The sequence below is a fragment of the Cupriavidus oxalaticus genome (assembly GCF_004768545.1).
Classification (GTDB): Bacteria; Pseudomonadota; Gammaproteobacteria; order Burkholderiales; family Burkholderiaceae; genus Cupriavidus; species Cupriavidus oxalaticus_A.
This window is the reverse complement of record NZ_CP038635.1, coordinates 3212170-3234243: the sequence shown is the minus strand read 5'-3', so window position 1 is coordinate 3234243 and position 22074 is coordinate 3212170. Positions and strand designations below refer to the sequence as shown.

Annotated in this window: 23 protein-coding genes; 11 read left to right on the top strand and 12 right to left on the bottom strand. The window is 69.6% G+C overall.

Annotation, left to right across the window (positions count from 1 at the left end; translation table 11 throughout):
* Positions 1–19 precede the first annotated feature (19 nt).
* The 3 genes from E0W60_RS25835 to E0W60_RS25825 all read right to left on the bottom strand — a co-directional run bounded on the left by E0W60_RS25835 (position 20) and on the right by E0W60_RS25825 (position 2971).
* A complete protein-coding gene (locus E0W60_RS25835; protein ID WP_135706014.1) occupies positions 20–1378 on the bottom strand; it encodes an MATE family efflux transporter in 1359 nt (452 codons plus the stop codon).
* Positions 1371–1892 (bottom strand): winged helix-turn-helix transcriptional regulator, encoded by a 522-nt coding sequence (locus tag E0W60_RS25830; RefSeq protein ID WP_135706013.1) that lies wholly within the window; start codon positions 1890–1892, stop codon positions 1371–1373. The genes E0W60_RS25835 and E0W60_RS25830 overlap by 8 nt, the downstream gene beginning before the upstream one ends.
* Positions 1893–2065: 173 nt before the next feature.
* The gene (locus E0W60_RS25825; protein ID WP_133093494.1) at positions 2066–2971 is read right to left on the bottom strand and encodes a LysR family transcriptional regulator; all 906 of its coding nucleotides are present in this window, start codon (positions 2969–2971) and stop codon (positions 2066–2068) included.
* Positions 2972–3100: 129 nt separating this feature from the next.
* On the opposite strand from E0W60_RS25825, the gene E0W60_RS25820 reads away from it, so the two are divergent.
* The 4 genes from E0W60_RS25820 (at position 3101) to E0W60_RS25805 (ending at position 8300) form a co-directional block, all read left to right on the top strand.
* Complete coding sequence (locus tag E0W60_RS25820; RefSeq protein ID WP_135706012.1) at positions 3101–4594, top strand: acyl-CoA synthetase; 1494 nt, start codon at positions 3101–3103, stop codon at positions 4592–4594.
* Positions 4595–4643: 49 nt separating this feature from the next.
* Complete coding sequence (locus E0W60_RS25815) at positions 4644–5642, top strand: Bug family tripartite tricarboxylate transporter substrate binding protein (protein WP_195431023.1); 999 nt, start codon at positions 4644–4646, stop codon at positions 5640–5642.
* A 212-nt stretch (positions 5643–5854) separates the two neighbouring features.
* The gene (locus E0W60_RS25810) at positions 5855–7351 is read left to right on the top strand and encodes a chloride channel protein (RefSeq protein ID WP_135706011.1); all 1497 of its coding nucleotides are present in this window, start codon (positions 5855–5857) and stop codon (positions 7349–7351) included.
* A 205-nt stretch (positions 7352–7556) separates the two neighbouring features.
* Entirely contained in the window at positions 7557–8300 is a 744-nt protein-coding gene (locus tag E0W60_RS25805) for a hypothetical protein (protein WP_135706010.1), read from the top strand.
* Between the two features lie 30 nt (positions 8301–8330).
* Here the strand turns inward: E0W60_RS25805 and dapB are convergent, their stop codons facing one another.
* Positions 8331–9140, bottom strand: a complete 810-nt coding sequence (dapB, locus tag E0W60_RS25800; protein ID WP_133093498.1) for a 4-hydroxy-tetrahydrodipicolinate reductase — start codon at positions 9138–9140, stop codon at positions 8331–8333.
* 44 nt (positions 9141–9184) lie between these two features.
* A complete protein-coding gene (locus E0W60_RS25795; RefSeq protein WP_029048352.1) occupies positions 9185–9634 on the bottom strand; it encodes an Lrp/AsnC family transcriptional regulator in 450 nt (149 codons plus the stop codon).
* 126 nt (positions 9635–9760) lie between these two features.
* Here E0W60_RS25795 and E0W60_RS25790 point away from each other — a divergent pair, with 126 nt between their 5' ends.
* From E0W60_RS25790 to E0W60_RS25780, 3 genes are all read left to right on the top strand, one after another.
* The gene (locus tag E0W60_RS25790; RefSeq protein ID WP_135706009.1) at positions 9761–10942 is read left to right on the top strand and encodes a saccharopine dehydrogenase C-terminal domain-containing protein; all 1182 of its coding nucleotides are present in this window, start codon (positions 9761–9763) and stop codon (positions 10940–10942) included.
* On the top strand, positions 10939–12456 hold the full coding sequence (gene amaB / locus E0W60_RS25785; protein WP_135706008.1) for an L-piperidine-6-carboxylate dehydrogenase: 1518 nt from the start codon (positions 10939–10941) through the stop codon (positions 12454–12456). Before E0W60_RS25790 ends, amaB begins: the two co-directional genes overlap by 4 nt.
* 144 nt (positions 12457–12600) lie before the next feature.
* On the top strand, positions 12601–12795 hold the full coding sequence (locus E0W60_RS25780; protein WP_029048349.1) for a hypothetical protein: 195 nt from the start codon (positions 12601–12603) through the stop codon (positions 12793–12795).
* Between the two features lie 119 nt (positions 12796–12914).
* Here the strand turns inward: E0W60_RS25780 and E0W60_RS25775 are convergent, their stop codons facing one another.
* The 6 genes from E0W60_RS25775 to hemA all read right to left on the bottom strand — a co-directional run bounded on the left by E0W60_RS25775 (position 12915) and on the right by hemA (position 18016).
* Positions 12915–13565 (bottom strand): UbiX family flavin prenyltransferase, encoded by a 651-nt coding sequence (locus tag E0W60_RS25775; RefSeq protein WP_135706007.1) that lies wholly within the window; start codon positions 13563–13565, stop codon positions 12915–12917.
* 7 nt (positions 13566–13572) lie between these two features.
* Positions 13573–13884, bottom strand: a complete 312-nt coding sequence (gene grxD, locus E0W60_RS25770; RefSeq protein WP_029048347.1) for a Grx4 family monothiol glutaredoxin — start codon at positions 13882–13884, stop codon at positions 13573–13575.
* A gap of 117 nt (positions 13885–14001) precedes the next feature.
* Entirely contained in the window at positions 14002–14874 is an 873-nt protein-coding gene (gene prmC, locus E0W60_RS25765; protein WP_240745902.1) for a peptide chain release factor N(5)-glutamine methyltransferase, read from the bottom strand.
* A 141-nt stretch (positions 14875–15015) separates the two neighbouring features.
* Positions 15016–15342, bottom strand: a complete 327-nt coding sequence (locus E0W60_RS25760; protein ID WP_135706006.1) for a hypothetical protein — start codon at positions 15340–15342, stop codon at positions 15016–15018.
* Positions 15343–15532: 190 nt separating this feature from the next.
* Positions 15533–16615 carry a peptide chain release factor 1 gene (gene prfA, locus E0W60_RS25755; protein WP_135706005.1) on the bottom strand — a complete coding sequence of 361 codons (1083 nt, stop codon included), beginning with the start codon at positions 16613–16615 and terminating at the stop codon, positions 15533–15535.
* 96 nt (positions 16616–16711) lie between these two features.
* Positions 16712–18016: a glutamyl-tRNA reductase gene (hemA, locus tag E0W60_RS25750; RefSeq protein ID WP_135706004.1), complete on the bottom strand. Its 1305-nt coding sequence runs from the start codon at positions 18014–18016 to the stop codon at positions 16712–16714.
* Between the two features lie 167 nt (positions 18017–18183).
* Here hemA and E0W60_RS25745 point away from each other — a divergent pair, with 167 nt between their 5' ends.
* Positions 18184–18429, top strand: coding sequence for a hypothetical protein (locus tag E0W60_RS25745; RefSeq protein WP_135706003.1), 246 nt, complete (start codon positions 18184–18186; stop codon positions 18427–18429).
* Positions 18430–18478: 49 nt separating this feature from the next.
* Here E0W60_RS25745 and E0W60_RS25740 read toward each other — a convergent pair whose 3' ends face one another.
* Positions 18479–19267, bottom strand: a complete 789-nt coding sequence (locus tag E0W60_RS25740; RefSeq protein ID WP_133093507.1) for a 5'-methylthioadenosine/adenosylhomocysteine nucleosidase — start codon at positions 19265–19267, stop codon at positions 18479–18481.
* A gap of 135 nt (positions 19268–19402) precedes the next feature.
* On the opposite strand from E0W60_RS25740, the gene E0W60_RS25735 reads away from it, so the two are divergent.
* From E0W60_RS25735 to E0W60_RS25725, 3 genes are read left to right on the top strand one after another with little or no spacing between them, the layout of a single operon-like run.
* On the top strand, positions 19403–20437 hold the full coding sequence (locus E0W60_RS25735) for a DUF2157 domain-containing protein (protein ID WP_135706002.1): 1035 nt from the start codon (positions 19403–19405) through the stop codon (positions 20435–20437).
* Positions 20434–21552 (top strand): DUF4401 domain-containing protein, encoded by a 1119-nt coding sequence (locus tag E0W60_RS25730; protein WP_135706001.1) that lies wholly within the window; start codon positions 20434–20436, stop codon positions 21550–21552. Before E0W60_RS25735 ends, E0W60_RS25730 begins: the two co-directional genes overlap by 4 nt.
* A complete protein-coding gene (locus tag E0W60_RS25725; protein ID WP_135706000.1) occupies positions 21549–22046 on the top strand; it encodes a GDYXXLXY domain-containing protein in 498 nt (165 codons plus the stop codon). The genes E0W60_RS25730 and E0W60_RS25725 overlap by 4 nt, the downstream gene beginning before the upstream one ends.
* Positions 22047–22074 lie beyond the last annotated feature (28 nt).

Genomic DNA, 22074 nt, shown 5'->3' with positions numbered 1-22074 from the left:
CGGGATGCGACAGTCATCCCTACCGCGCCGACCACTCCCCCTGCCTGACCCCCAGCGCGGTCACCACCCCATACGCCGTAATTCCCAGCGCCACCCCCAGGAAATGCCCGTCCAGCCCCATCCCGAACACATTCGCCAGCACCCAGCCGCCCCCCGCCGCCAGCGCGATCCGGCATAGCCCCGCCGCCACCGGCCAGCGCATCCGCCCGGCGCCCATCGAGGCAAAGTACAGCGCCATTCCCAGCCCGAAGCCGCCGAACGCCGGCCCCACCCATGACAGCGCGCGCGCCGCGATGGCGATGACTTCCGCATCGTTGGTGAACAGGCCGGCAAAGCGCACCGGCGCCAGCCCGACCGCCGCACCGGCCGTACCCGCGATCGCCAGCGCAAGGAAGGCGCCGACCCAAGCGGTGCGGCGCGCCGTATGCCAGTCGCCCGCACCGACCGCGCGCCCGACCAGCGCCGTCAGCGCCGAACCCACGCCGAACGCCAGCGGGATCATCAGGAATTCCAGCCGCGCCGAGATCCCATAGGCCGCCACCGCCGCGGTGCCATGATGGCGCAGCTGCGCGGTGACCAGGATGGTGGTCAGGTTGGCCACCGACGCCAGCGCGCACGCCACCAGCCCCACCGACAGGATGCGCGAGAACAGCGCCCACGACGGCCGCACCCGCAGCACCGGCACGAAGCCGGCGCCGCCGCGTGCGACCACGATCGCCATCGCCAGTGCCGCGGCCCACGAGACCGCGGCCAGCGCGGCGCCGATGCCGGCCAGCCCCATGCCGGCGGGTTCGGCCAGCAGCCATGCCAGCACCGGGAAGGCCACCCACATCAGCGCCAGCACGCGCGCCGCCAGCGCATGGCGACCGCCGCCGCGCAGCACCGAGGCCAGCGTATTGGCCAGCCACGCCGGGATCGCGCCAGCGCCGAACAGCCAGATCGCATAGCTGGCGGCAGCTTCGGCAGCGGTGCCGCCGGCCACGGCGCCGAGCACCCCGCGCGGGAAGCCGGCCAGCACCACCGCAAAGGCCAGCCCGGCCGTGACCGCGATCAGCAGCGCATGCATCACCAGCGCCGAGGCTTCCTCGCGCTTGTTGGCGCCCAGCGCCCGCGCGATCGCCGCGACCACGCCGCCGCCCATGGCGCCGGCCGACATCTGCTGCAGCAGCAGCGCAAACGGCAGCACCACCGCCCAACCCGCCAGCGCGGCGGTGCCCTGGCGCGCGGCCAGCCAGGTTTCGATCAGCTGGCCCACCGCCTGCAGCACCGCAATCAGCGCGGTCGGGCCGGCCAGGCGGCCGATGCGGCGGGCGAGTTCCGTGGCGGGGACTGTCTCGGCCGGTACGGTGCCGGCGGGCAAGGCGCCGGTTTCACTCATGTCCGTGCTCCGCGCCGTGGCCCACGCTGTCGGGTTCGCCGAAGCGGCGCTGCAGGAAGCGGCCGGCGCCAGGGCCCGGCAGCACGCGCACGTCGTCCAGCGTGATCGGCGTGCCGTCGGCGCGCGCCAGTGCGGGCTCGGCGATTTCCTGGCCGGTGCGGCGGTCCTGCAGCAGCGTCAGCGGACCTTTCTCATCGGTCATCCAGCGGTCGGCCCAGGCCTTGAGCGCGACATAGGCCGGAAAAAAGTCACGGCCCTTGTCGGTCAGCCGGTAGACATGGCGGCCGCCGCCCTCTGGCGTGACGCGGGCCAGCAGGCCGTGCGCCACCAGCGTCTTGAGCCGCGCGCTGAGGATATTGGGGGCGATGCCCAGGTTGCGTTCGAACTCGTCGAAGCGCGTGCTGCCGTAAAAGGCCTCGCGCAGCACCAGGATGGCCCAGCGCTCGCCCAGCACCGCCATGGATCGGGCGACCGGGCAGGGCATGGAAGTGAAATCGGTTGGGGTGGGTGGCATGGTCTCGGCGCCTCGGTCGGTCTCTTGCTTTCAATTTGCAAGTTTCATGAAGCATAGCTTGCAGAATGAAAGTTCGTTCAGCATCGGGAGGGGGCCGCAGGGGATTCTGTTCGATTACCGGCCACCGTCGCCAACGGGGCGGCGCTGGCTGAACCTGCCGGCCATGTCGAGCTTCAGGCTGCAAAGACTTCGATCTTGCCCAGCTCTTCCCGCATGAAGCCGATCAGCGCGCGGGTGGCCATCGACGGATGCAGGTTCGGCGTGGTGATGATGTAGAGCCGGTTGCCCAGTCCTTCCGGCCGCCAGTCCGGCAGCACGGGCACCAGCGTGCCGGCTTGCACCGCCTCCCAACCGATATAGACCGGCAGCAGGCCGATGCCATGCCCCTCGCTGACCGCGCGCGCCAGGAACAGGAAGTGCTCGGATTGCAGCGTCGGCGTCAGCGCCACGTCGACACGCTGGCCCTCGCGGTACAACGACAGCGCAAACTGGCGCGGCGTATAGGGCGGGCAAAGAAAGCTGCACCCCGCCAGGTCCGGCGGCACTCGCACGGGCGGAATGGTCGCGAGGTAATCCGGCGATGCATACAGTTGCCAGCGGATATCGCAGATTTCGCGCGCCACATGGTCCAGCGGCGGTGCCGAGGTGACCTTCAGCGCCACGTCGATCTCGGCCGCGATCAGGTCGTTGACGCGGTTGGCGAAGAACACCCGCAGCGTGATCCCGGGATGCAGCTTGGCGAAACGCAGCAGCAATGGCGCGATATAGGCGTCGCCCAGCCCGGTCGGCACGCTCACGCGCACATGGCCGCGCAGGGTCTTGCCCAGGCTGTCGATCTCCGCCTGTGCCGAAGTCACCTCCTGCAAGATGCGCACGCCGTGCTGGTACAGCGCGTGGCCGGGCTCGGTCAGCTCCAGCCGGCGCGTGGTCCGGCGTAGCAGCTGGGCGCCGGCCTGGTGCTCCAGCTCGCGCAACTGGCGGCTGACCTGCGAGCGCGTGACGCCGCGCCGCCGGCCCGCTTCGGCAAGATTGCCGGCGTCGACGATATCGACGAAGGCCTGGATCAGGTTGAGGTCCATCCGGGATTGCCTGTGGGATTGTCGAGTCTGGCGCAACATTGTGATTCCGCTGCGCGTGATTGTCGATGAATGACCGTGCCGATACAGTGGCAAGCTGATAGTCAGCTAAGCGAGAAAGGGAGACAACGGATGGCCACGGACCTCTGGTTTGAAGACATGCACCGCACCGCCGACGAACTGGTGGCGCGCGGCGCACAACTCGCCGGCGGCCTGCGCCGGCTGGGCGTTGAGCAGGGCGACGTGGTCGCCGTGCTACTGCGCAACGATCCCGCCTACGCCGACGTGGTCAACGCTTGCCGCACCGCCGGCTGCTACTACTGCCCGATCAACTGGCACTTCACCGCCGAAGAGGTGCGCTTCCTGCTGGCCGACAGCGGCGCCAAGGTGCTGCTGGTTCAGTCCGACCTGCTGGCCGCGGTGCGTGACGCCGTGCCCGCCGGCATGACGGTGCTGTCGGTCGGCGGCAGCGCCGAGGGCGCGACCGAATATGAAGGCTGGCTGGCGCAGCAGCCGGCCTATGACGGCCCGCGCGTGGCGCCGCGCGGCCATATGGCCTACACGTCCGGCACCACCGGCCGGCCCAAGGGCGTGATACGCGCTCCGGTCCCGCTGGACCAGCTCGAAGCGCAGCAGGCGCGCGCGCGCTCGCTGGTGCGGCAGACCTACGGCCTGGAGCCGGGCTGCCGCGCGCTGATGTCGGCGCCGCTGTATCACAGCGCGCCCAGCTCGTTTATCCAGAACGCGCTGCAGATGGCCGAGCGCCTGGTGATCACGCCGCGCTTCGACGCCGAGCAGGTGCTGGCGCTGATCGAAAAGCACCGCATCGACGTGGTCTACCTGGTGCCGATCATGTACGTGCGCCTGCTCAAGCTGGCGCCCGAGGTGCGCGCCAGGTACGACCTGTCGTCGCTGCGCTTCGTCGCCTCGACCGGCTCGCCGTGCGCGCCGGAGGTCAAGCGCGCCATGCTCGACTGGTTCGGCCCGATCATCCACGAGACCTATGCCTCCAGCGAGGCCGGCATGATCACCGTGGCCACGCCGGCAGACGCCGCCGCGCGTCCCGGCACCGCCGGCCGCCCGGTCGACGACGCGCAGCTGCGCATCCTGGATGAAGACGGCCGCGAGTGCGCGCCGGGCGAGATCGGCCTGGTCTACGTGCGCCAGCCCGCCTATCCCGACTTCAGCTACCGCAACAACGATGCCGCGCGCCGCGCGATCGACCGCGGCGGGCTGGTGACGCTGGGCGACATGGGCTACGTCGACGCCGACGGCTACCTGTTCATCTGCGACCGCGCGTCCGACATGGTCATCTCCGGCGGCGTCAACATCTACCCGGCCGAGATCGAGCACGAGCTGGTGCGCTATCCCGGCGTGGCCGACTGCGTGGTGTTCGGCGTCCCCGACGACGAGTACGGCGAGCGCCTGCTCGGCATGGTGCAGCCGATGCCGGGCGTGGAAATCCGCGAGGCCGAGGTCATCGAATGGCTGCGCCAGCGGCTGTCGGGCTTCAAGGTGCCGCGTAGCATCGTGGTCGAGCCGCAGCTGCCGCGCGACGAGACCGGCAAGCTCGCCAAGCGCCGGCTGCGTGACCGATACTGGGAAGGCCGCCAGCGGCGCGTCTGAGTCTACCGGGCAGCGCGGCGATACAGAGATAACCACAGGAGGAGACGCGATGCACAAGGACAAGAAAGGACGGCGGGCCTGGCTCGCCGCGATGGCAGCCGGCGCCGGATGCGCACTGGCTCTGTGGGGCGGCGCCGCGCTGGCCGCCTATCCGGACCGGCCGCTCAAGCTGGTGGTGCCGTACACGCCGGGCGGCTCGACCGACCAGTTCGGACGCGCGCTCGCCGACGGCATGTCGCGACAGCTGGGCCAGACCGTGGTGGTGGAAAACCGCCCCGGCGCCGCCACCATGATCGGCACCAACAGCGTGGCACGCGCGCCCGCCGACGGCTACACCATGGTGCTGGCGACCAACGGCAGCATGGTGCTGAACCCCATGCTGTACAAGAAGATCAGCTACGATCCGCCCAAGGACTTCAAGATCTTCACGATCGGTGCCGAGGCGCCGCTGGTGGTGGTGACCAACACCCAGGTGCCGGCCGGCAACATCAAGGAATTCGCGGCCTACGCCAAGTCGTCCGGCGGCAAGCTCAACTATGCATCGGTGGGGCTGGGCAACGCGCTGCAGCTGGCCACCGAGATGCTCAAGACCGAGCTCGGCATCAACGTCACGCATGTGCCCTACAACGGCAGCGCGCCCGCGCTGGCGGCGCTGCTGGCCAACGACGTGCAACTGATGGTCGATGTGGTCAGCACCTCGCTGCCGCATATCAAGGCCGGCAAGCTCAAGGCGCTGGCGGTCACCGGCCGCACCCGGCTGGAGGTGCTGCCCAACGTGCCGACCGTGGCCGAGAGCGGCTATCCCAATTTCCAGGCAGCGACGTGGTTCGGGCTGGCGGTGCCGGCGCAGACGCCGCCTGAAGCCGTAGCCAAACTGCAGGCGGCCGCTTCGCACGTGCTGAAGGACCCGCAGTTCCGCGCGACCTTCAGCGCGCTCGGGCTGATCGTGCAGCCGCCGCGCACGCAGGCGGAGATCGACCGGTATATCGAGGCGGACCGGGAGCATTGGGGGAAGGTGATCAAGGCGAACAATATTTCGCTGGACTGAGTACGCTGGCTTTCGCTGACTGAGGCTTTGCTCCCCTCTCCCACTTCGCGGGAGGGGAGCGTTCACCACGAGCGGCAGCTTACTCAATTGCTCGCGAGCCGATCACCGGCCACCCTTGGCCCACGCCGCAACGATGGGCGTATAGTTCTCGCTGATCCCGGCCGTGCAAGTCCCGTCACCGCGCCGAATGCCCCAGCAACGCCCCCCGTGTCATGACCGAGCGCGAGCCCACCGATCCTAAAGATCCCGATTCCGCCAATCCGTCATCCGCGGAGCCGGGGCAGCGTCCAGACGCCGAGGCCCAGCCTGACCCCACCGCACCGCATCCCGATCCCCGCCTGCTGAACAAGCTCACCCGCCGCGCCCGCGTTGCCGCCTCGCGCAAGTCGCGCCAGGCCAGCCGCATATCGCGCACCACGCTGCGCTACACGGTGTTCATGTTCGGCGCCGGTTGCGTTGGCCTGTTTTCGCTGGTGTTCGCATGGATCGCCGAGGTGGCGCTGCGTTGGAACCACCACCTGACGCAGGCCACGCCGTGGCTGGCGTTTGTAATGCTGCCGTTCGGGCTGGCAGCGCTGCGCTGGCTGACGATCCGCTTTGCGCCGCAGGCGCGCGGCAGCGGCATTCCGCAGGTGATCGCCGCGTTCACGTTGCCGCCGAATGGTCCGGCACAGACCGCGCTGGTGTCATTGCGGCAATCGATGTGGAAGGTGTTGCTGACCACGCTGGCATTACTGGCCGGCGCGTCGGTGGGCCGCGAAGGGCCATCGGTGCAGGTCGGCGCCGCGGGTATGCTGGCGTGGGGCCACTGGTGCCAGGAGAAACTGCGCTTCCGCATCGGCTTCCATCCCAATGCGCTGATCGCCGCGGGTGCGGCCGGCGGGCTGGCGGCCGCGTTCAATACACCGCTGGCCGGCGTGGTGTTCGCCATCGAGGAACTGGGGCGCGGCACCGCCGTGCGCTGGGACCGGCTGGTGCTGTCGGGTGTGCTGACCGCCGGTTTCCTGTCGCTGGCGGTGCTGGGCAACAACCCGTATTTCGTGGTCAAGGTGCCGATGCTGGTGTTGAGCAATGCGTGGGGCCCGGTGCTGGTGTGCGCGCTGCTCAATGGCGTGCTGGGCGGCTTCTTTGCCAAGGCGCTGGCCGGCGGCGTTTCCGGGCTGCTGCCCGCGCGCTGGGGCGGCCTGGCTACGCAGCATCCGGTGTGGGTGGCGTTCGGCTGCGGGCTGGTGGTGGCCGTGCTCGGCGTGGCGACCTCGGGCGCTACCTTTGGCACCGGCTACGAGCAGGCCGCGGCGCTGATCAACGGCGAGTCCCACGCCACGCTGTGGTTCGGCATCGCCAAGCTGGTGGCGACGGTGGTGTCCTACTTTGCCGGCACCCCGGGCGGGATCTTCACCCCCGCGCTGGCGATCGGCGCAGGCATCGGCCAGAACGCGGCGCAGTTCGTCACCGGCATGGCCGAGCCGCGCGTGCTGGCGCTGGTGTCGATGGCGGCGTTCCTGGCCGCGGCCACGCAGGCGCCCATCACCGCCAGCGTGATCGTGATGGAGATGACGCGCACGCAGGACCTGACCGTGTTCCTGCTGGCGGCGTCGCTGCTGTCGTCGTTTATCGCGCGGCAGTTCTCGCCGCGCCCGTTCTACCACCAGGTGAGCCACGGCTTCCGGCGCGAGGCGCAGGCGCTGGCAAGCAAGGCGCCAGCCTGAGAGTCGCACAGCGGCGCTATGTGCAGGAGCCGCCGGGGCGATCGGTTAAGCTAGCGCTCGCCCCGATCCGCAGGCTGTAAGGTGACTTGTGCGGCACTTACGTCGCAGCCCCGCTGCCATGCGTGAGCGGTGCCGCCCCCCCGGCCCGTGGAACATCCCGGCCGGGGCGCGCTCCAACCCGGAGCCGATTTCCAGGAGTCAGACTTTGAAATTCCCCGTTGCCGGGCTGGCGCTCGCCGGCCTGCTGGGCGCCGCCGGCGCCATTGCCGCCCCCGCCGCCAAGCCCGCTGCCGCGGCAGCAGAATCCAAGACCGCCAAGACAGCCAGCAGCCCCGAAAACAGCGCGCTGGCGCCGCTGCTGGGCATGCTCGAGATCGGCAATCCGCTGCCCGCGCTGCCCGACTGCGCCGACAAGCGCTCGCCCGATGGCCGCGACGTGACCGCGTTCTGCGTGGAACTGAAGGGCGACGGCCTGGTGCGCCAGGTTGGCGTGCCGCGCGACAAGCGCCCGGGCTTCATGGATGGCCCGCACTTGGTGGCCTTTGTCGACCGCAATGCGCTGGTGGGCCTGGTGGTCCCGACCGCCGGCGCCAATGCGCAGCAGGCCGCCGTCGACAGCATCAACGCGCTGTATGGCAAGCCGTTCCGCCAGGAACAGGAAGAGATGCGCGACAAGGCCGGCAAGACCGTCAAGACGATCCATGCCGGGTGGACGAAGAGGCCACTGACCGTCGAGCTGTACGCGATGCCGGAAGACCCGGCCACCGGCACCATCGAGATGCTGCTGCCCCAGGCGCGCGCGCTGATGGCGGAAAAGGATGCCGAGGTGGACGGCAAGTTGAACCCCGCATCGGCGCCCGCGGCGAAAGGCAAGGCTGACAAGCCTGAAAAGACCGAAAAGGCGGCCGCCAAGCCGCCTGCCAAGCCGGTCAATCCCGGCAGCTGGTAAGCAGCGCGAGGCTGTGGCGGCCCGCGGCCGTCACAGGCCTTCCATCACCTTGTCCAGCCCCCGCACCACGCCGCGCACGGTGTGGACCTTGCGGATCGCCAGCAGCGCGCCGGCGACATAGGGCTTGGAGCCGTCGCCGGCCTCGTGCTTGAGGTGCAGGCGCTGGCCGTCGGCGCCGAAGATCACCTCCACGCCGAGCTGGTAGCCTGGCAGCCGCACCGCGTGCACCTGCGTGCCCGACATGGTCGCGCCGCGGGTTTCCTTCGGGCCGTTGACCTGGTCCACCGGCACCGCCTGCGCGGCGGTCTTGACCTGGCCGAGCCGGTAGGCCAGTTCGCGCACCGTGCCCGACGGCACGTCGACCTTGCCGGCCTTGGCGTAGTCGATGATCTCCCAGTGTTCCAGGTGGCGCGCCGCCATCTCGGCAAACTTCTGCAGCAGCACCACGGTGATGGCGAAATTGCCGCATGCCAGCACGCCGCGCTCGGCCTGGCGCGCGGCCGCGTCGATCTCCGCGTAGTCCTCGTCGGTCAGCCCCGAAGTGCCCACCACCACGTGCGCGCCGTGCGCCAGTGCCTGCAGGATGTTGTGCTTGGCGATGGCCGGCTTGGTGTACTCGACATAGACGTCATAGGGCGTCTGTCCCAGCGCTTCGATGCTGGCAGCAGCCACGCCCGGCGTGTCGGCATGGCCGGTCAGCTGCGCCAGCGGCTGCCCGGCGGCGCCGCGCGACAGGCCTGCCACCAGCGCCATGTCGGAGGCATGCGCCACGCCGCGCGCCAGTTCACCGCCGGCCCAGCCGGTCACGCCGCCTACGGCGACACGGATCGGATTGCTCATTGGATATCTCCGCTTTGGCTTGTTCGGTCTGCGAGCATACCGCTTCAGCCGGCAGCGCGCCGGCGGTCGAGCTTGCGCGCCAGCACGATCGAGGTGGTGGTGTGGTTCACGCCGTCGAGCATGCCGATCTCGTCCAGCAGCCGGTCCAGCCGGTCGTGCGTGTCGCAACGGATCGCCACCAGGTAATCGACCGGCCCGCTGACCGAGTTGACCTCTTCGATCTCGGGCAGGCGCTGCAGCGCGCGCAGGATCGCCGGCGCGGCCTTGGGCTGCACCGAGAGCCCGCAATAGGCCAGGATCACGTTGTCTTCCATCTTCTGCCCCAGGCGCACGCCATAGCCTGCGATCACGCCGCTGCGCTCCAGCCGGGCAATGCGGGCGACCACGGTGGTGCGGGCGATGCCCAGCTGCCGTGCGAGGTTGGCGGCGCTTTCGCGCGCATTCGCCTGCAGCAACGACAGCAAATGGCGGTCGGTCACGTCGAGTTCGGTCATAACGTCGGACAGGTTCGTCGGTTCGTTCGATTATGGCGGGTTTTCGTCGTTCTTGTGCCTTCATTCCGTCGCAGCCGCTATCCATACTCCAGTCACGGGACAATCTTTCTTGTGGACGGAGGCACCATGCAACCCTCGAACCTGGGCCGGCAGGCCCCACCAGACCTGCCCAAGGCGAAACGCCCGCTGCATGTGACGGTGCTGGGCGCGGGCAAGATCGGGCGCACCATTGCCGCCATGCTGCACGACACCGGCGACTACCGCGTCAGCGTGGTCGACCATGACGCGCGCCGCCTCGACGGCCTGCCGCGGGGCGTGCTGGCGCGCGCCGGCGATCCTACCGAGCCGGGCACCTGCGCCGCGCTGCTGGCCGGCGCCGACGCGGTGCTCAATGCGCTGCCTTTCCACGCCGCCATCGCCGTGGCCTCGGTCGCGGCGCGCCTGGGCGTGCATTACTTCGACCTGACCGAGGACGTGGCCGCCACCCATGCGATCCGCCAGCTGGCGCAGAACGCGCGCTCTGTGCTGATGCCGCAGTGCGGGCTGGCGCCGGGCTTTATCGGCGTGGTCGGGAATGACCTGGCGCGGCGCTTCCTGCGTGGCGGCGGCGAGCTGCTGGACCTGCAGATGCGGGTCGGCGCGCTGCCGCGCTACCCCAGCAACGCGCTCAAGTACAACCTGACCTGGAGCACCGAGGGACTGATCAACGAATACTGCAACCCGTGCGAAGCCATCGTCGACGGCCGCCGCGTCGAACTGCCGGCGCTGGAAGGGCTGGAAAGCTTTGCGCTGGACGGTATCGAGTACGAAGCCTTTAATACATCTGGGGGCCTTGGCACGCTGCCCGAGACGCTGGCCGGCCGCGCGCGCCACGTCGACTACAAGTCCATCCGCTACCCCGGCCACTGCGCGCTGATGAAGCTGCTGCTCAACGACCTGCGCCTGCGCGAGCGCCGCGACTGGCTGCGCGAGATCTTCGATCGCGCCATCCCGGTGACCGAGCAGGACGTGGTGATCGTGTTCGCCACCGCCACCGGCTACCCGGCCGGCGGCGAACGCGGGCGCGGGCCGCTGACGCAGGCTTCGTTCTCGGCGCGCATCGGCGGGGTCGACAACAAGGACGGGCACCTCAACGCGATCCAGCTGACCACCGCGGCGGGCATCTGCACCGCGCTGGACATGGTGGCCACCGGCGCGTTGCCGCAGTCCGGCTTCGTGCGCCAGGAGACGATGCCGCTCGACGCCTTCCTCAAGAACCGCTTCGGCCGCCACTACACGCAGCATCCGCTGCAGGAGACCCACGTATGAAAGCGCAAGAGTTTGCAGCCTGCTGGGATTCGCTGGGCCTGCCGCGCCCATGGCAGGACGGCACGCCTGCCGGCGCGGTGACGGTGCGCTCGCCGGTAGACGGCGAGGCCATCGGCCATGTGCCGGCCTGCACGCCGTCGCAGGCCGATGCGCTGATCGCGCGCGCGCACGCGGCGCAGAGCACCTGGGCGCTGCTGCCGGCACCGGCACGCGGCGAGATCGTGCGGCGCTACGGCGAGGTGCTGCGCGAGCACAAGCCCGCGCTCGGCCGGCTGGTGTCGCTGGAATCCGGCAAGATCCTGCAGGAAGGGCTGGGCGAGGTGCAGGAGATGATCGACATATGCGACTTCGCCGTGGGCCTGTCGCGCCAGCTGCACGGGCTGACCATCGCCTCGGAGCGCCCGCAGCATGCCATGCGCGAGACCTGGCATCCGTACGGCCTGTGCGGCGTGATCTCGGCCTTCAATTTCCCGGTGGCGGTGTGGGCGTGGAACGCGGCGCTGGCGCTGGTGTGCGGCAACGGCGTGCTGTGGAAGCCGTCGGAGAAGGTGGCGCTGTGCGCGCTGGCCGCGCACGGGCTGCTAGAGCGCGTGCTGGCTGCGGCGGCGCCGCAGCATGCCGGCATCACCGCGGTGCTGCCGGGCGGGCGCATGCTTGGCAACCACCTGGTGCAACACGCGGCGGTGCGGCTGGTCAGCGCGACCGGCTCTACCCGCATGGGTCGCGAGGTCGGCATCGCCTGCGCCGGGCAGTTCAAGCGCAGCATTCTCGAGCTGGGCGGCAACAACGCCGCCATCGTCGCACCTTCGGCCGATATCGAGCTGGCGGTGCGGGCCATCACCTTTGCAGCGGCGGGCACGGCGGGCCAGCGCTGCACCACGCTTCGCCGCTGCTTCGTCCATGCCGACCTGATGGATACCATGGCGAGCCGGCTGGTCACGGTGTTCGACCGGCTGCCGGTCGGCGATCCGCTCGACGACGGCACGCTGATCGGCCCGCTGATCGACAACGCCGCGGGCGACGCCATGGCCAACGCGCTTGCCGCGTGCCGCGCGCAGGGCAATATCGTCACTGGCGGCGAACGGCTGCTGGCCGCGCGCTTCCCGCATGCCTGCTACGTGCGGCCGGCGCTGGTGATGACCGACGTGCAGCACGACACCATGCTGACCGAGACCTTCGCGCCGATCCTGTACCTGATGCCGTACACCAGCTTCGACGAGGCGATCGCGCTGAACAATGCCGCCGCGCACGGGCTGTCGTCGTGCATCTTCACCGAGTCGATGCGCGAGGCCGAGCGCTTCCTGTCGTCGTCGGGCAGCGACTGCGGCATCGCCAACGTCAATATCGGCACCAGCGGGGCGGAGATCGGCGGCGCCTTCGGCGGCGAGAAGGCGACCGGCGGCGGGCGCGAGTCGGGATCGGATGCGTGGAAGGGGTATATGCGCCGGGCGACCAACACCATCAACTACGGCGATTCATTGCCGCTGGCGCAGGGGATCAGGTTCGAGATCTGAAGGCGGCATCACGAGCGCCGTAGGGAACGGTAACAAGCCTTACATGCCTTTGACGCCGTATTACGCAAACTGCCCGTATAACGTCAGCAGGGCAGGCACATGCCCGTTTCCGGCCCTGAGGCCCCCTAGGAAAACACCATGAAACTGCTGACGATTGGACTGGCTGCCGCGGCGGCATCGGTCACCCTGCTGGGCGGCTGCGCCGTCTATCCCACTCCCGCCGGTCCCGCCGTGGGTCCCGCGCCGGTCTATGTTGCCCCCGCGCCGGTCGTGGTCGCTCCGCGGCCGTATTACTACGGCGGCTACGGCTACTACGGCCGTGGCTATCGTCGTTGGTAATGACAGCTGGAATGACAGCTGGAATGACAGCTGGAATGACAGCAGCACCGCCGCGATTGCCGGAGGTTGCGGCAAGGTAGGCAGGATTGAAGCAACGGCGGGGAGCCCGGCAACAGCGTTCAGTTGCCGCCCGCCGCGTCACCGGGCCGGGCGTTGAGCCCGCCCCAGCTGGGCGTGAGCGTCTGGCCGATCTCGGGCAGGTCGACCAGGTCCAGCACCCGGCCGACCGTATGGTCGACCAGCTCGGCAATGCTTTGCGGCTTCTGGTAGAAGCCCGGCACCGGCGGGAACACGATCCCGCCCATTTCCGTCACCGCCGTCATATTGCGCAGGTGCGCAAGGTTCAGCGGCGTTTCCCGCACCATCAAGACCAGCTTGCGCCGCTCCTTCAGCGTGACGTCGGCGGCGCGCGCGATCAGGTTATCCGACAGGCCATGCGCGATCGCGGCCAGCGTGCGCATGGAGCAGGGCGCCACCACCATCGCGTGGGCGCGGAACGAGCCGCTGGCAATGGTGGCGCCGATATCGCGCACGTTGTGCACGACACTGGCCAGCGCTTCCACCTCGGCACGGCCGATGTCGAGCTCGTGCTGCAGGTTCATCACGCCGGCCGGCGAAATCAGCAGGTGGGTTTCCACCGCGGGCGCCGCGCGCAGCACCTGCAGCAGGCGCACGCCGTAGATGGCGCCGGTGGCGCCCGTGATCGCGACGATCAGCCGCCGCGGTGGTACAGACCCCGCCGTGGCCGGCGGGGCAGCGCTCACGGGCATGGCGGGCTCAGCCCTTCAGCAGGGTTTGCAGCTCGCCGTTCTGGTACATCTCCATCATGATGTCCGAGCCGCCGATGAACTCGCCGTTCACGTAGAGCTGCGGGATGGTCGGCCAGCTGGCGTATTCCTTGATGCCCTGGCGGATGCTGTCGTCGTCCAGCACGTTGACCGTGGTCGGCGCGTCGACGCCGCAGGCCTTCAGGATCTGGATGGCGCGGCCCGAGAAGCCGCACATCGGGAACTGCGCGGTGCCCTTCATGAACAGGACTACCGGGTTGCCCTTGACGATCTGGTCAATCTTTTGCTGCACGTCGCTCATGGTCTGCTTTTCAGTTGGATGGCGCCGCCGTCGGGCGCCGCCTGGGAAAAGGGATGCCGCGCGGCAAGCCACGCGGCGGGAATCTGCCGCCGATTTTACCGGAATCGCCGGCGGGCTTCAGGCTTGCGCCCCAGACCAGCGTCCGCCGGTGCAGCGCTCCTGGCCGGCGAGGTCGCGCGCGGTGAAAACGTCTGTAAAGCCGGTCTCCTGCAGGAGCGCGCGCGTCGCCTGGGCCTGGTCGTAGCCGTGCTCCATCAGCAGCCAGCCGCCCGGCAGCAGCCGTTGCGGCGCGCCGTCGACGATGGTGCGCAGGTCGGACAGGCCGTCCTGGTGGTCGGTCAGCGCATCGATGGGCTCGAAGCGCAGGTCGCCTTCGGCCAGGTGCGGGTCGCCCGCGGCGATATAAGGCGGGTTGCTGACGACCAGGTGGAAGCGCAGCCCGGGCGGCAGCGCGGCGTACCAGTCCGATACCAGGAAGTTGATACGGTCGGCGCCAAGCGCGCTGGCGTTGTCCTGCGCCACCATCAGCGCGCCGGGCGAGATATCGGTCGCCCATACCTGCGCATCGGTGCGTTCTCGCGCCAGCGTCACGGCCAGGATGCCCGAGCCGGTGCCCAGGTCCAGCACCAGCGGGCGGGGCACGTCGGCCAGCCGGGCCAGCGAGGCTTCGGCGGCGATCTCGGTGTCGGGGCGCGGGATCAGCACATCGGGCGTGACGCGGAACTTGCGGCCGAAGAATTCGCGCTCGCCCAGCAGGTAGGCCATCGGCTCGCCAGCGAGGCGCCGCGCCAGCAGCGTGGCAAAGGCATCGCGCTGGGCCAGCGTGAGCGTGTCGGTATCGCGCGTGATCAGCTGCGTGCGGGTGAGGCCGGTCACGTGCGTCAGCAGCATGCGCGCTTCCAGCGTGGGCAGGCCCACCATGGCAGCGAGGGTCTGGGCTTCGCGCAGCGTTGGCGTGGCCGGCAGCGCGGCAGTGTTAGGGGAAGACATCGGGTAGGGACGGTTCTGTTGCCGGCCACAAAAAACCCCACCGGCGCAGGGCCTGGCGGGGCTTTGAGGCGGGATCTCCGGCGTTTCGCCAAGTGTACCGCCCATCGGAGGCGGGCGGCTGAAAGCCCCCCGCCGGCACGATTACTTATTGACGGCGTCCTTGGCCTTGTCGGCGCCGGCATTGACGGCGTTCTTGGCTGCCTGCTTGGCATTGGCCATGGCGCTGCCGGCTTCTTCCTTGGCCTTCTCGGCGGCAACCTGCGCGCTCGAAGCGGCATCGCTGGCGGCAGCCCTGGCGGCGTCGGCAGCGCTGCCAGCTGCTGCGGCGGCGTCGCTGGCAGCGGCCTTGGCGGATTCAGCGGCGCTTTGCATGGCGCTGTCGGCGCTGGAAGCTGCCGGGGCTTCTTCCTTCTTGCTGCAAGCGGCCATGGCTGCGGTGATCATCAACAGCGCGAGCAGTTTTTTCATGATTTCGTCCTAGGAAATGTTTTGGGAGAGACTCACCCGGCACCATTCTCCGTTTGCCGGTCGAAATCGATTATAGACAGCGCGTTTACCCCTACCAGTGCTGTTTCAAGCATTTACAAGAAATACAAAGTCTTGTGGGACGTTACGCGCTGTTCGCGCACGAAGCGGGCCTGAGCGGTGCTTAAGCCGCTTATGCGTCCTCGCCGAGCGCGGCCAGCTGGTCCGCCTGGTGCTCCGCGGCCAGCGACGACAGCAGCTCGTCCATGTCGCCGTCCATGATCATGTCGATCTTGTAGAGCGTCAGGTTGATGCGGTGGTCGGTCACGCGGCCCTGCGGGAAGTTGTAGGTGCGGATGCGGTCGCTGCGGTCGCCCGAGCCGATCAGGTTGCGCCGCGTGCTGGCTTCCTTCGCCTGTGCGGCGCGGGTCTGCATGTCCTTGATGCGCGCGGCCAGCACCTTCATCGCCTTGTCCTTGTTGCGGTGCTGCGACCGGTCGTCCTGGCACTCGACCACGATGCCGGTCGGCAGGTGGGTCAGGCGCACGGCCGAATCGGTCTTGTTCACGTGCTGGCCACCGGCGCCCGAGGCGCGGAAGGTGTCGATGCGCAGGTCGGCCGGATTGATCTCGACCTCGCCGACCTCATCGGCTTCCGGCATCACCGCCACCGTGCAGGCCGAGGTATGGATGCGCCCTTGTGCCTCGGTGGCGGGCACGCGCTGCACGCGATGGCCGCCGGATTCAAACTTCAGCTTCGAAAACGCGGCATCCCCGGCGATCCGCACGATGACTTCCCGGAAGCCGCCCAGGTCGGACTCGGACTCGCTCATGATCTCGACCTGCCAGCGCTGGCGCTCGGCGTAGCGCGTGTACATCCGCAGCAGATCTGCGGCGAACAGCGCGCTTTCTTCGCCACCGGTGCCGGCGCGGATTTCGAGCAGCAGGTTGCGGTCGTCGTTGGGATCCTTGGGCAGCAGCAGGCGCTGCAGGCTCTGCTCCAGCGCTTCCAGCCGCTCGCGCGCGCTGGCGATCTCGTCGGCGGCGAAGTCCTTCATCTCGGGATCGTCCAGCAGCGCCTGCGCGGTGCCCAGGTCGTCCTGCGCCTGGCGGTATTGCCCGTACTGCTCGGCCACCGGCGACAGCTCGGCATGCTCGCGGCTGAGCTTGCGGTACTGGTCGATGCTGGCGGTCGCGTCTTCGCGCGCGAGCAGGGCGTTGACTTCATCGAGTCGCTCGGCCAGTTGGTCGAGCTTGGCAAGCATGCTGGCTTTCATCGGGATGCGGGGGAATGGAGGGAGGCCAGTGGGCCGGGGCTGCCGGAATGCGGCGGCGTGCCAGCGCGGTCGGCGTGCGGCAAGACCGGAGCGCGGCTAGCGCTCGGAGTGGCTGCTGTGGCGGAACAGGCCCGGCACCAGGCGCAGCAGCGCCTCGCGGTCTTCGCCCTGGGTGTGGTTCAGCGCGTGGGTCGGGCCGTGCAGGAACTTGCGGGTCAGTGCGCCGGACAGGGCTTCGAGCACCGCCTCGGGGTCGTCGCCGCGTGCCAGCATGCGGCGCGCGCGCTCCAGCTCGGCCTGGCGGATGGCTTCGCCGCTGGTCTGCAGCTCGCGGATGACCGGCACCACGCTGCGCGTTTCGAGCCAGTGCATGAAGTTCTGCACGCGGCTTTCGATGATGGCTTCGGCCTGCGCGACGGCGGCCTGGCGCAGCGCGTTGCCTTCGCGCACGATCGCGCCGAGGTCGTCGACGGTGTACAGGAAGACGTCGTCCAGGCGCGCGACCTCCGGTTCCACGTCGCGCGGCACGGCCAGGTCGACCATCATGATCGGGCGGTGCTTTCGGCGCTTGACCGCGCGCTCCACCGCGCCCAGGCCGATGATCGGCAGCGAGCTGGCGGTGCAGGACACCACGATGTCGAATTCATGCAGCCGCTCGCCCAGGTCGGTCAGGCGGATCGCCTGCGTGGTCAGGCCCTGGCCGGACAATTGCTCGGCCAGTTTCTCGCCGCGCTCGACGGTGCGGTTGGCCACCACGATCTGGCGCGGCTGCTGCGCGGCGAAGTGGGTCGCGCACAGCTCGATCATCTCGCCCGCGCCGATAAACAGCACGCGCTGGGTCGAGACGCTTTCAAAAATCCGTTGCGCCAGCCGCACCGCGGCGGCGGCCATCGATACGGAATGCGCGCCGATCTCGGTCTGGCCGCGCACTTCCTTGGCCACTGCGAAAGTGCGCTGGAACAGCTGGTTCAGGTACGTCCCCAGCGAGCCGGCCTCGCCGGCGGTGCGCACCGCGTCCTTGAGCTGGCCCAGGATCTGGGTCTCGCCCAGCACCATCGAATCCAGCCCGCTGGCCACGCGGAAGGCGTGGCGCACGGCTTCGGACTGCGGCAGCGCGTACAGGTGCGGGGCCAGGTCGCCGGCCGGCACGTTGTGGTGCTGCGACAGCCACCGCAGGGTGTGCTCGAAACCTTCCTGGCCCGGCTTCAGGACGTCGGTGGCGCAGTAGATCTCGGTGCGGTTACAGGTGGAAAGGATGGCGGCTTCGGTGCCGCTGCGGCCGGACAGGTGCTCGCGCAGCGCTCCCAGTGCCGGTTTGATCTGCTCGAGCGGAAACGCCACCCGCTCGCGCAGCGAGACTGGTGCCGTCGTGTGGTTGATGCCGATCGCGAGCAGTTGCATTTGTTGGGGACAGGTACGATCCGGAGCGTGGCCGGACCGGTTGCCATTATACCGCCGGTACCACAGATTGCAGGCGCATACCCAGTATGCGTCGCAGCCGTCTGGTTTGCAGTATCGTTACGGCGCAGCCGGAAGCGGCTGTGATTCAGGCTACACAGGAGAATTGGATGCTGGGCACTTTGATCGTGGGTTTGCTGGTGGGACTGGCTGCGCGCCGGCTGCATCCGGCAGGACGCGTCGTGACCCTGCCGGCCGCGCTGATGCTGGGCGCGGCGGGCGCGGCGGCCGCTTTCTACGGTGGCCGCGCGCTGCACCTGTTCGTCGACGGGCAGCTCAGCAGCTGGCTGGCGGTGATTGCCGGCGCCGCCATCCTGGTCGGCGCCTGGGGAGCCGTCCGGCCGCGCGGACGGTAAGGACAGAACCGACGCGGCGGCCTGGAATCTGCGCGCCGCTTGATCCTGGTCAGGTGCGCACGGGATCCGCTTCAGCCCGCGCGGCCAGCAGCCGGCGCAGCACGCCATTGGAATAGTGGCTGGCCACCTCCTTCAGGAATGCCGCGAAATCCACATGGGCGGTATCGTCCGCCCGGTCCGACACCGTGCGCATGACCGCGTACGGGACGCCGTATTCATGGCACACCTGCGCCACCGCGGCGCCTTCCATTTCCACCGCCAGCAGGCCGGGCAGCCGCTCGCGCAGTTCCGCCACCGCAGCCGGGGCCCCGATAAACTGGTCGCCGCTGGCGATCATGCCCTTGTGCAGCCCCGGCGTGGCCACGCCGAAGCGGGCCAGCACCTCGGGCGGCACGTCGGCGCCCAGGTCGAGGCGCAGGAAATCCGCGGCCGCGCCTTCCAGTTCGGCGGTCAGCGCCGGGTCGGCCGGGAACTCGGCGCGGTCCAGCAGCGGCACTTCATGGCGGCCGAAGAACGGGCGCGCGTCGAGGTCGTGCTGGATCGTCCGGTCCGCGATGACGATGTCGCCGACATTGGTGTCGGCGCCGACGCCGCCCGCCAGCCCGGTAAACACCACCTGGGTGGCGCCGAACTCCCGGATCAGCGTGACCGTGGTCGCCGAGGCTGCCACCTTGCCCATGCGCGCCAGCACCAGCACGCACGGCTGGCCGTACAGGTTGCCGACGTAGTAGTCGCGCATGCCGATGGTGTGCACCGTGGCGCGGCTGTCGTCGTGGCGCATCGCGGCCACCAGGCCGTCGACTTCATCGTGGATGGCGGCAAGGATTCCCAGGGTCATGGGGCAGGCGGAGTGGAAGGCGAAACCCAGAGCATACCGGCGCCCATGCGGCAGGCATAGCGCCGGCACGCCGCAAGGTGCGGCCCGGGCTGCGCTTTGCTAAAGTCCCACGCATCGGGGCACGCAAGGGCGAGCATGCAAACCTCCACTGTGGCAAACGGCGAACGGCGCGCCATCCGCCGGGCGCTGGCCGACTGGCGCGCACGCGGACGGCTGGCTGCCGAGGCGATCGCCGCCCCCTGGGCACGCACCGAGCCGGCCGCTACCGACTGGCGCCGCTGGCTCGACCAGGCGCTGATGGCGCTGGGCACCGCCCTGCTATGCGCCGGCGTGATCGTCTTCTTTGCCTTCAACTGGCAAGACCTGCACAAGTTCTCCAAATTTGGCTTGCTCGCCGCCGCCATCACGGTGCTGGCAGCGTTCGCGTGGCTGCGACCCGCCGCCGACGCCGCCGGCCGCGCCGCGCTCGGGGGCGCGCAGGTGCTGTCCGGCGTGCTGCTCGCCGTGATCGGCCAGACCTACCAGACCGGCGCCGATGCCTGGCAGCTGTTTGCGCTGTGGGCGCTGCTGGCGGTGCCGTGGGCGCTGGCGGCGCGCGCTGCGCCGCACTGGTGGCTGGTGCTGGTGGTCGGCAACGTGGCGCTGCTGCGCTACTTCAGCATCCGTTTCGGCATGGAAGGCCTGTTTGCGCTGCTGTTCGACAGCCGCTACCTGCGCACCGCCACGCTGGCGTTGCTGGGGGCGGTGCTGCTGCAACTGGCGCTGTGGCACCTGCTGGCCGCCCGCGCGTCCGGGCTGGGCTTCCGGGGACAGACCGGCAGCCGCCTGCTGGCTGCGCTGGCCTGCGTGCAGGCCGGCTCGCTGGGCCTGACCAGCCTGTTCGACAGCCGCTTCGATGCGGCATCATTCGTGGTTGCGCTGGCCGTGCTGGCAGGTCTGGCGTGGTGGTACCGGCAACGCGCCTTCGATATCGTCGTGCTGAGCCTGACCTGCCTGACCGGCATCGTGCTGGTGGTGGCCGGACTCGGCAAGCTGCTGTTCGAGGGCAAGGGCGACTTCGGCGCATTCCTGCTGCTCGGGCTGGTCACCATTGGCCTGGCCGCAGGCGCGGCGGCGTGGCTGATGCGCGCTTATCGCGCTCAACTGCGCGCCCAACCGGAGCAGGCATGAGCACCACCTTGCAGACCGAGCAACGGCTCTGGCAGGAACTGGCCGCGCGCGGCGCGGTGCAGGGCGAATGCCCGGAGCACAGCCACGCGCCGTGGGCGGTGCGCTGCCTGATGGGCGCGGCCGGCTGGCTTGGCGCCTTGTTTTTCCAGATGTTCCTGGTTGGGACGGTGTTCGTGGCCGCGCGCGAGAACGGCATCGCCATGGCCGTGACCGGGCTGGCCATGATCGCGCTGGCCGCGTTGCTGTACTGGCGTGGCGGCGGGATCGCGGCGAGCCAGTTCGCGCTGGCGGTCAGCCTGTGCGGGCAGGGGATGGCGGTGTATGGGCTGGTGGAGGCGCTTGGCTTTGCGCGCGTGACCGGGACCGCCGGATTCTGGGCCGGCATCGCGCTGTTCGAAGGCGTGCTGGTGTTGCTGGTGCCCAACCGGTTGCACCGGCTGCTGTGCGGGCTTGGCGTGTGGATCGGGCTGGCGGGCGCACTGCATCTTGCCCTGCCGCACGGATCCTCCGATGACTGGCGCGCGCTGACGTGGACGCTCGGCTGGCTGGCGCCGCTGGGCTGCGCGCTGGTGACCGCCTTCACGCTGGCAGAGGCGCGCGTGTGCGCGGCGGGGCGGCATGCACTGCTGGAGCCGCTCGCCGATGCCACGCTGCTGGCCGCGCTCGCCATGGCGCTGGTGGTGACCGGGATGAGTCATCCGATGACGTGGCTGTTCGGTCCGGAGGCGGGGCGGCTGTCGGTCGCGCACTGGATGGGGGGCGCGCTGCTGACGCTGGTGCTGGCGGGCTTTTCCCTGGCCGAGTGCCGCCGCCTGGCCACTGGCTCCGCCATGCAGGCGGCAGTGCTCGCCGGCACGCTCGCCTTTGGCGCACTGATGGCCGCGGCGCCTGCCGTCGTGGCCGGCGCGCTGGCGCTGGCACTGGCCCTGCGCCGGGCTTCCATGGCCTGGATGGGCTTGGGCGTCACCGCCATTGCCGTCGGCTTCGTCTGGTACTACAGCGCGCTGCACTGGACCCTGCCGGCCAAGTCCGTCACGCTGGCAGCGGCGGGTGTGCTGTTGCTGGCCGGGCGCCACTGGCTGCTGCGCGGTCGCACCGGCAAGGAGTTCGCATGAAGCGCTGGATCGTGACCGCCTGGGCGCTGACCCTGGCGCTGGCCGCCGCCGGCATCGCCGGCAAAGAAACGCTGCTGGCACGCGGCGACACCGTCTTGCTGCGGCTCGCGCCGGTCGATCCGCGATCGCTGATGCAGGGCGACTACATGGCGCTGAACTTCGCCATCGGCAACCAGATCCGCACGGCGCAGGGGCCGGCGCAGCGCCCGCCGCGCGACGGCGTGGCGGTGATCCGGCGCGACGCGCAGGGCGTGGCCAGCTTCGTGCGGCTGCATGACGGCGGGCCGCTGGGCGTGGGCGAGCAGTTGCTGCGCTTCCAGGCGGCGCGGTCGCGCTGGGGCGGGGCGCAGGTGCAGGTGTCGACCGATGCGTATTTCTTCCAGGAGGGGCAGGGCGAGCGCTTTGCCCAGGCCATGTACGGGGAGTTCCGCGTGGGGGCGGACGGCCAGGCGCTGCTGGTGGGGCTGCGGGGGAAGGAAATGGAAAAGCTGTGAAGCGGCGGGCGGTTCCCCCGCGCCCGGC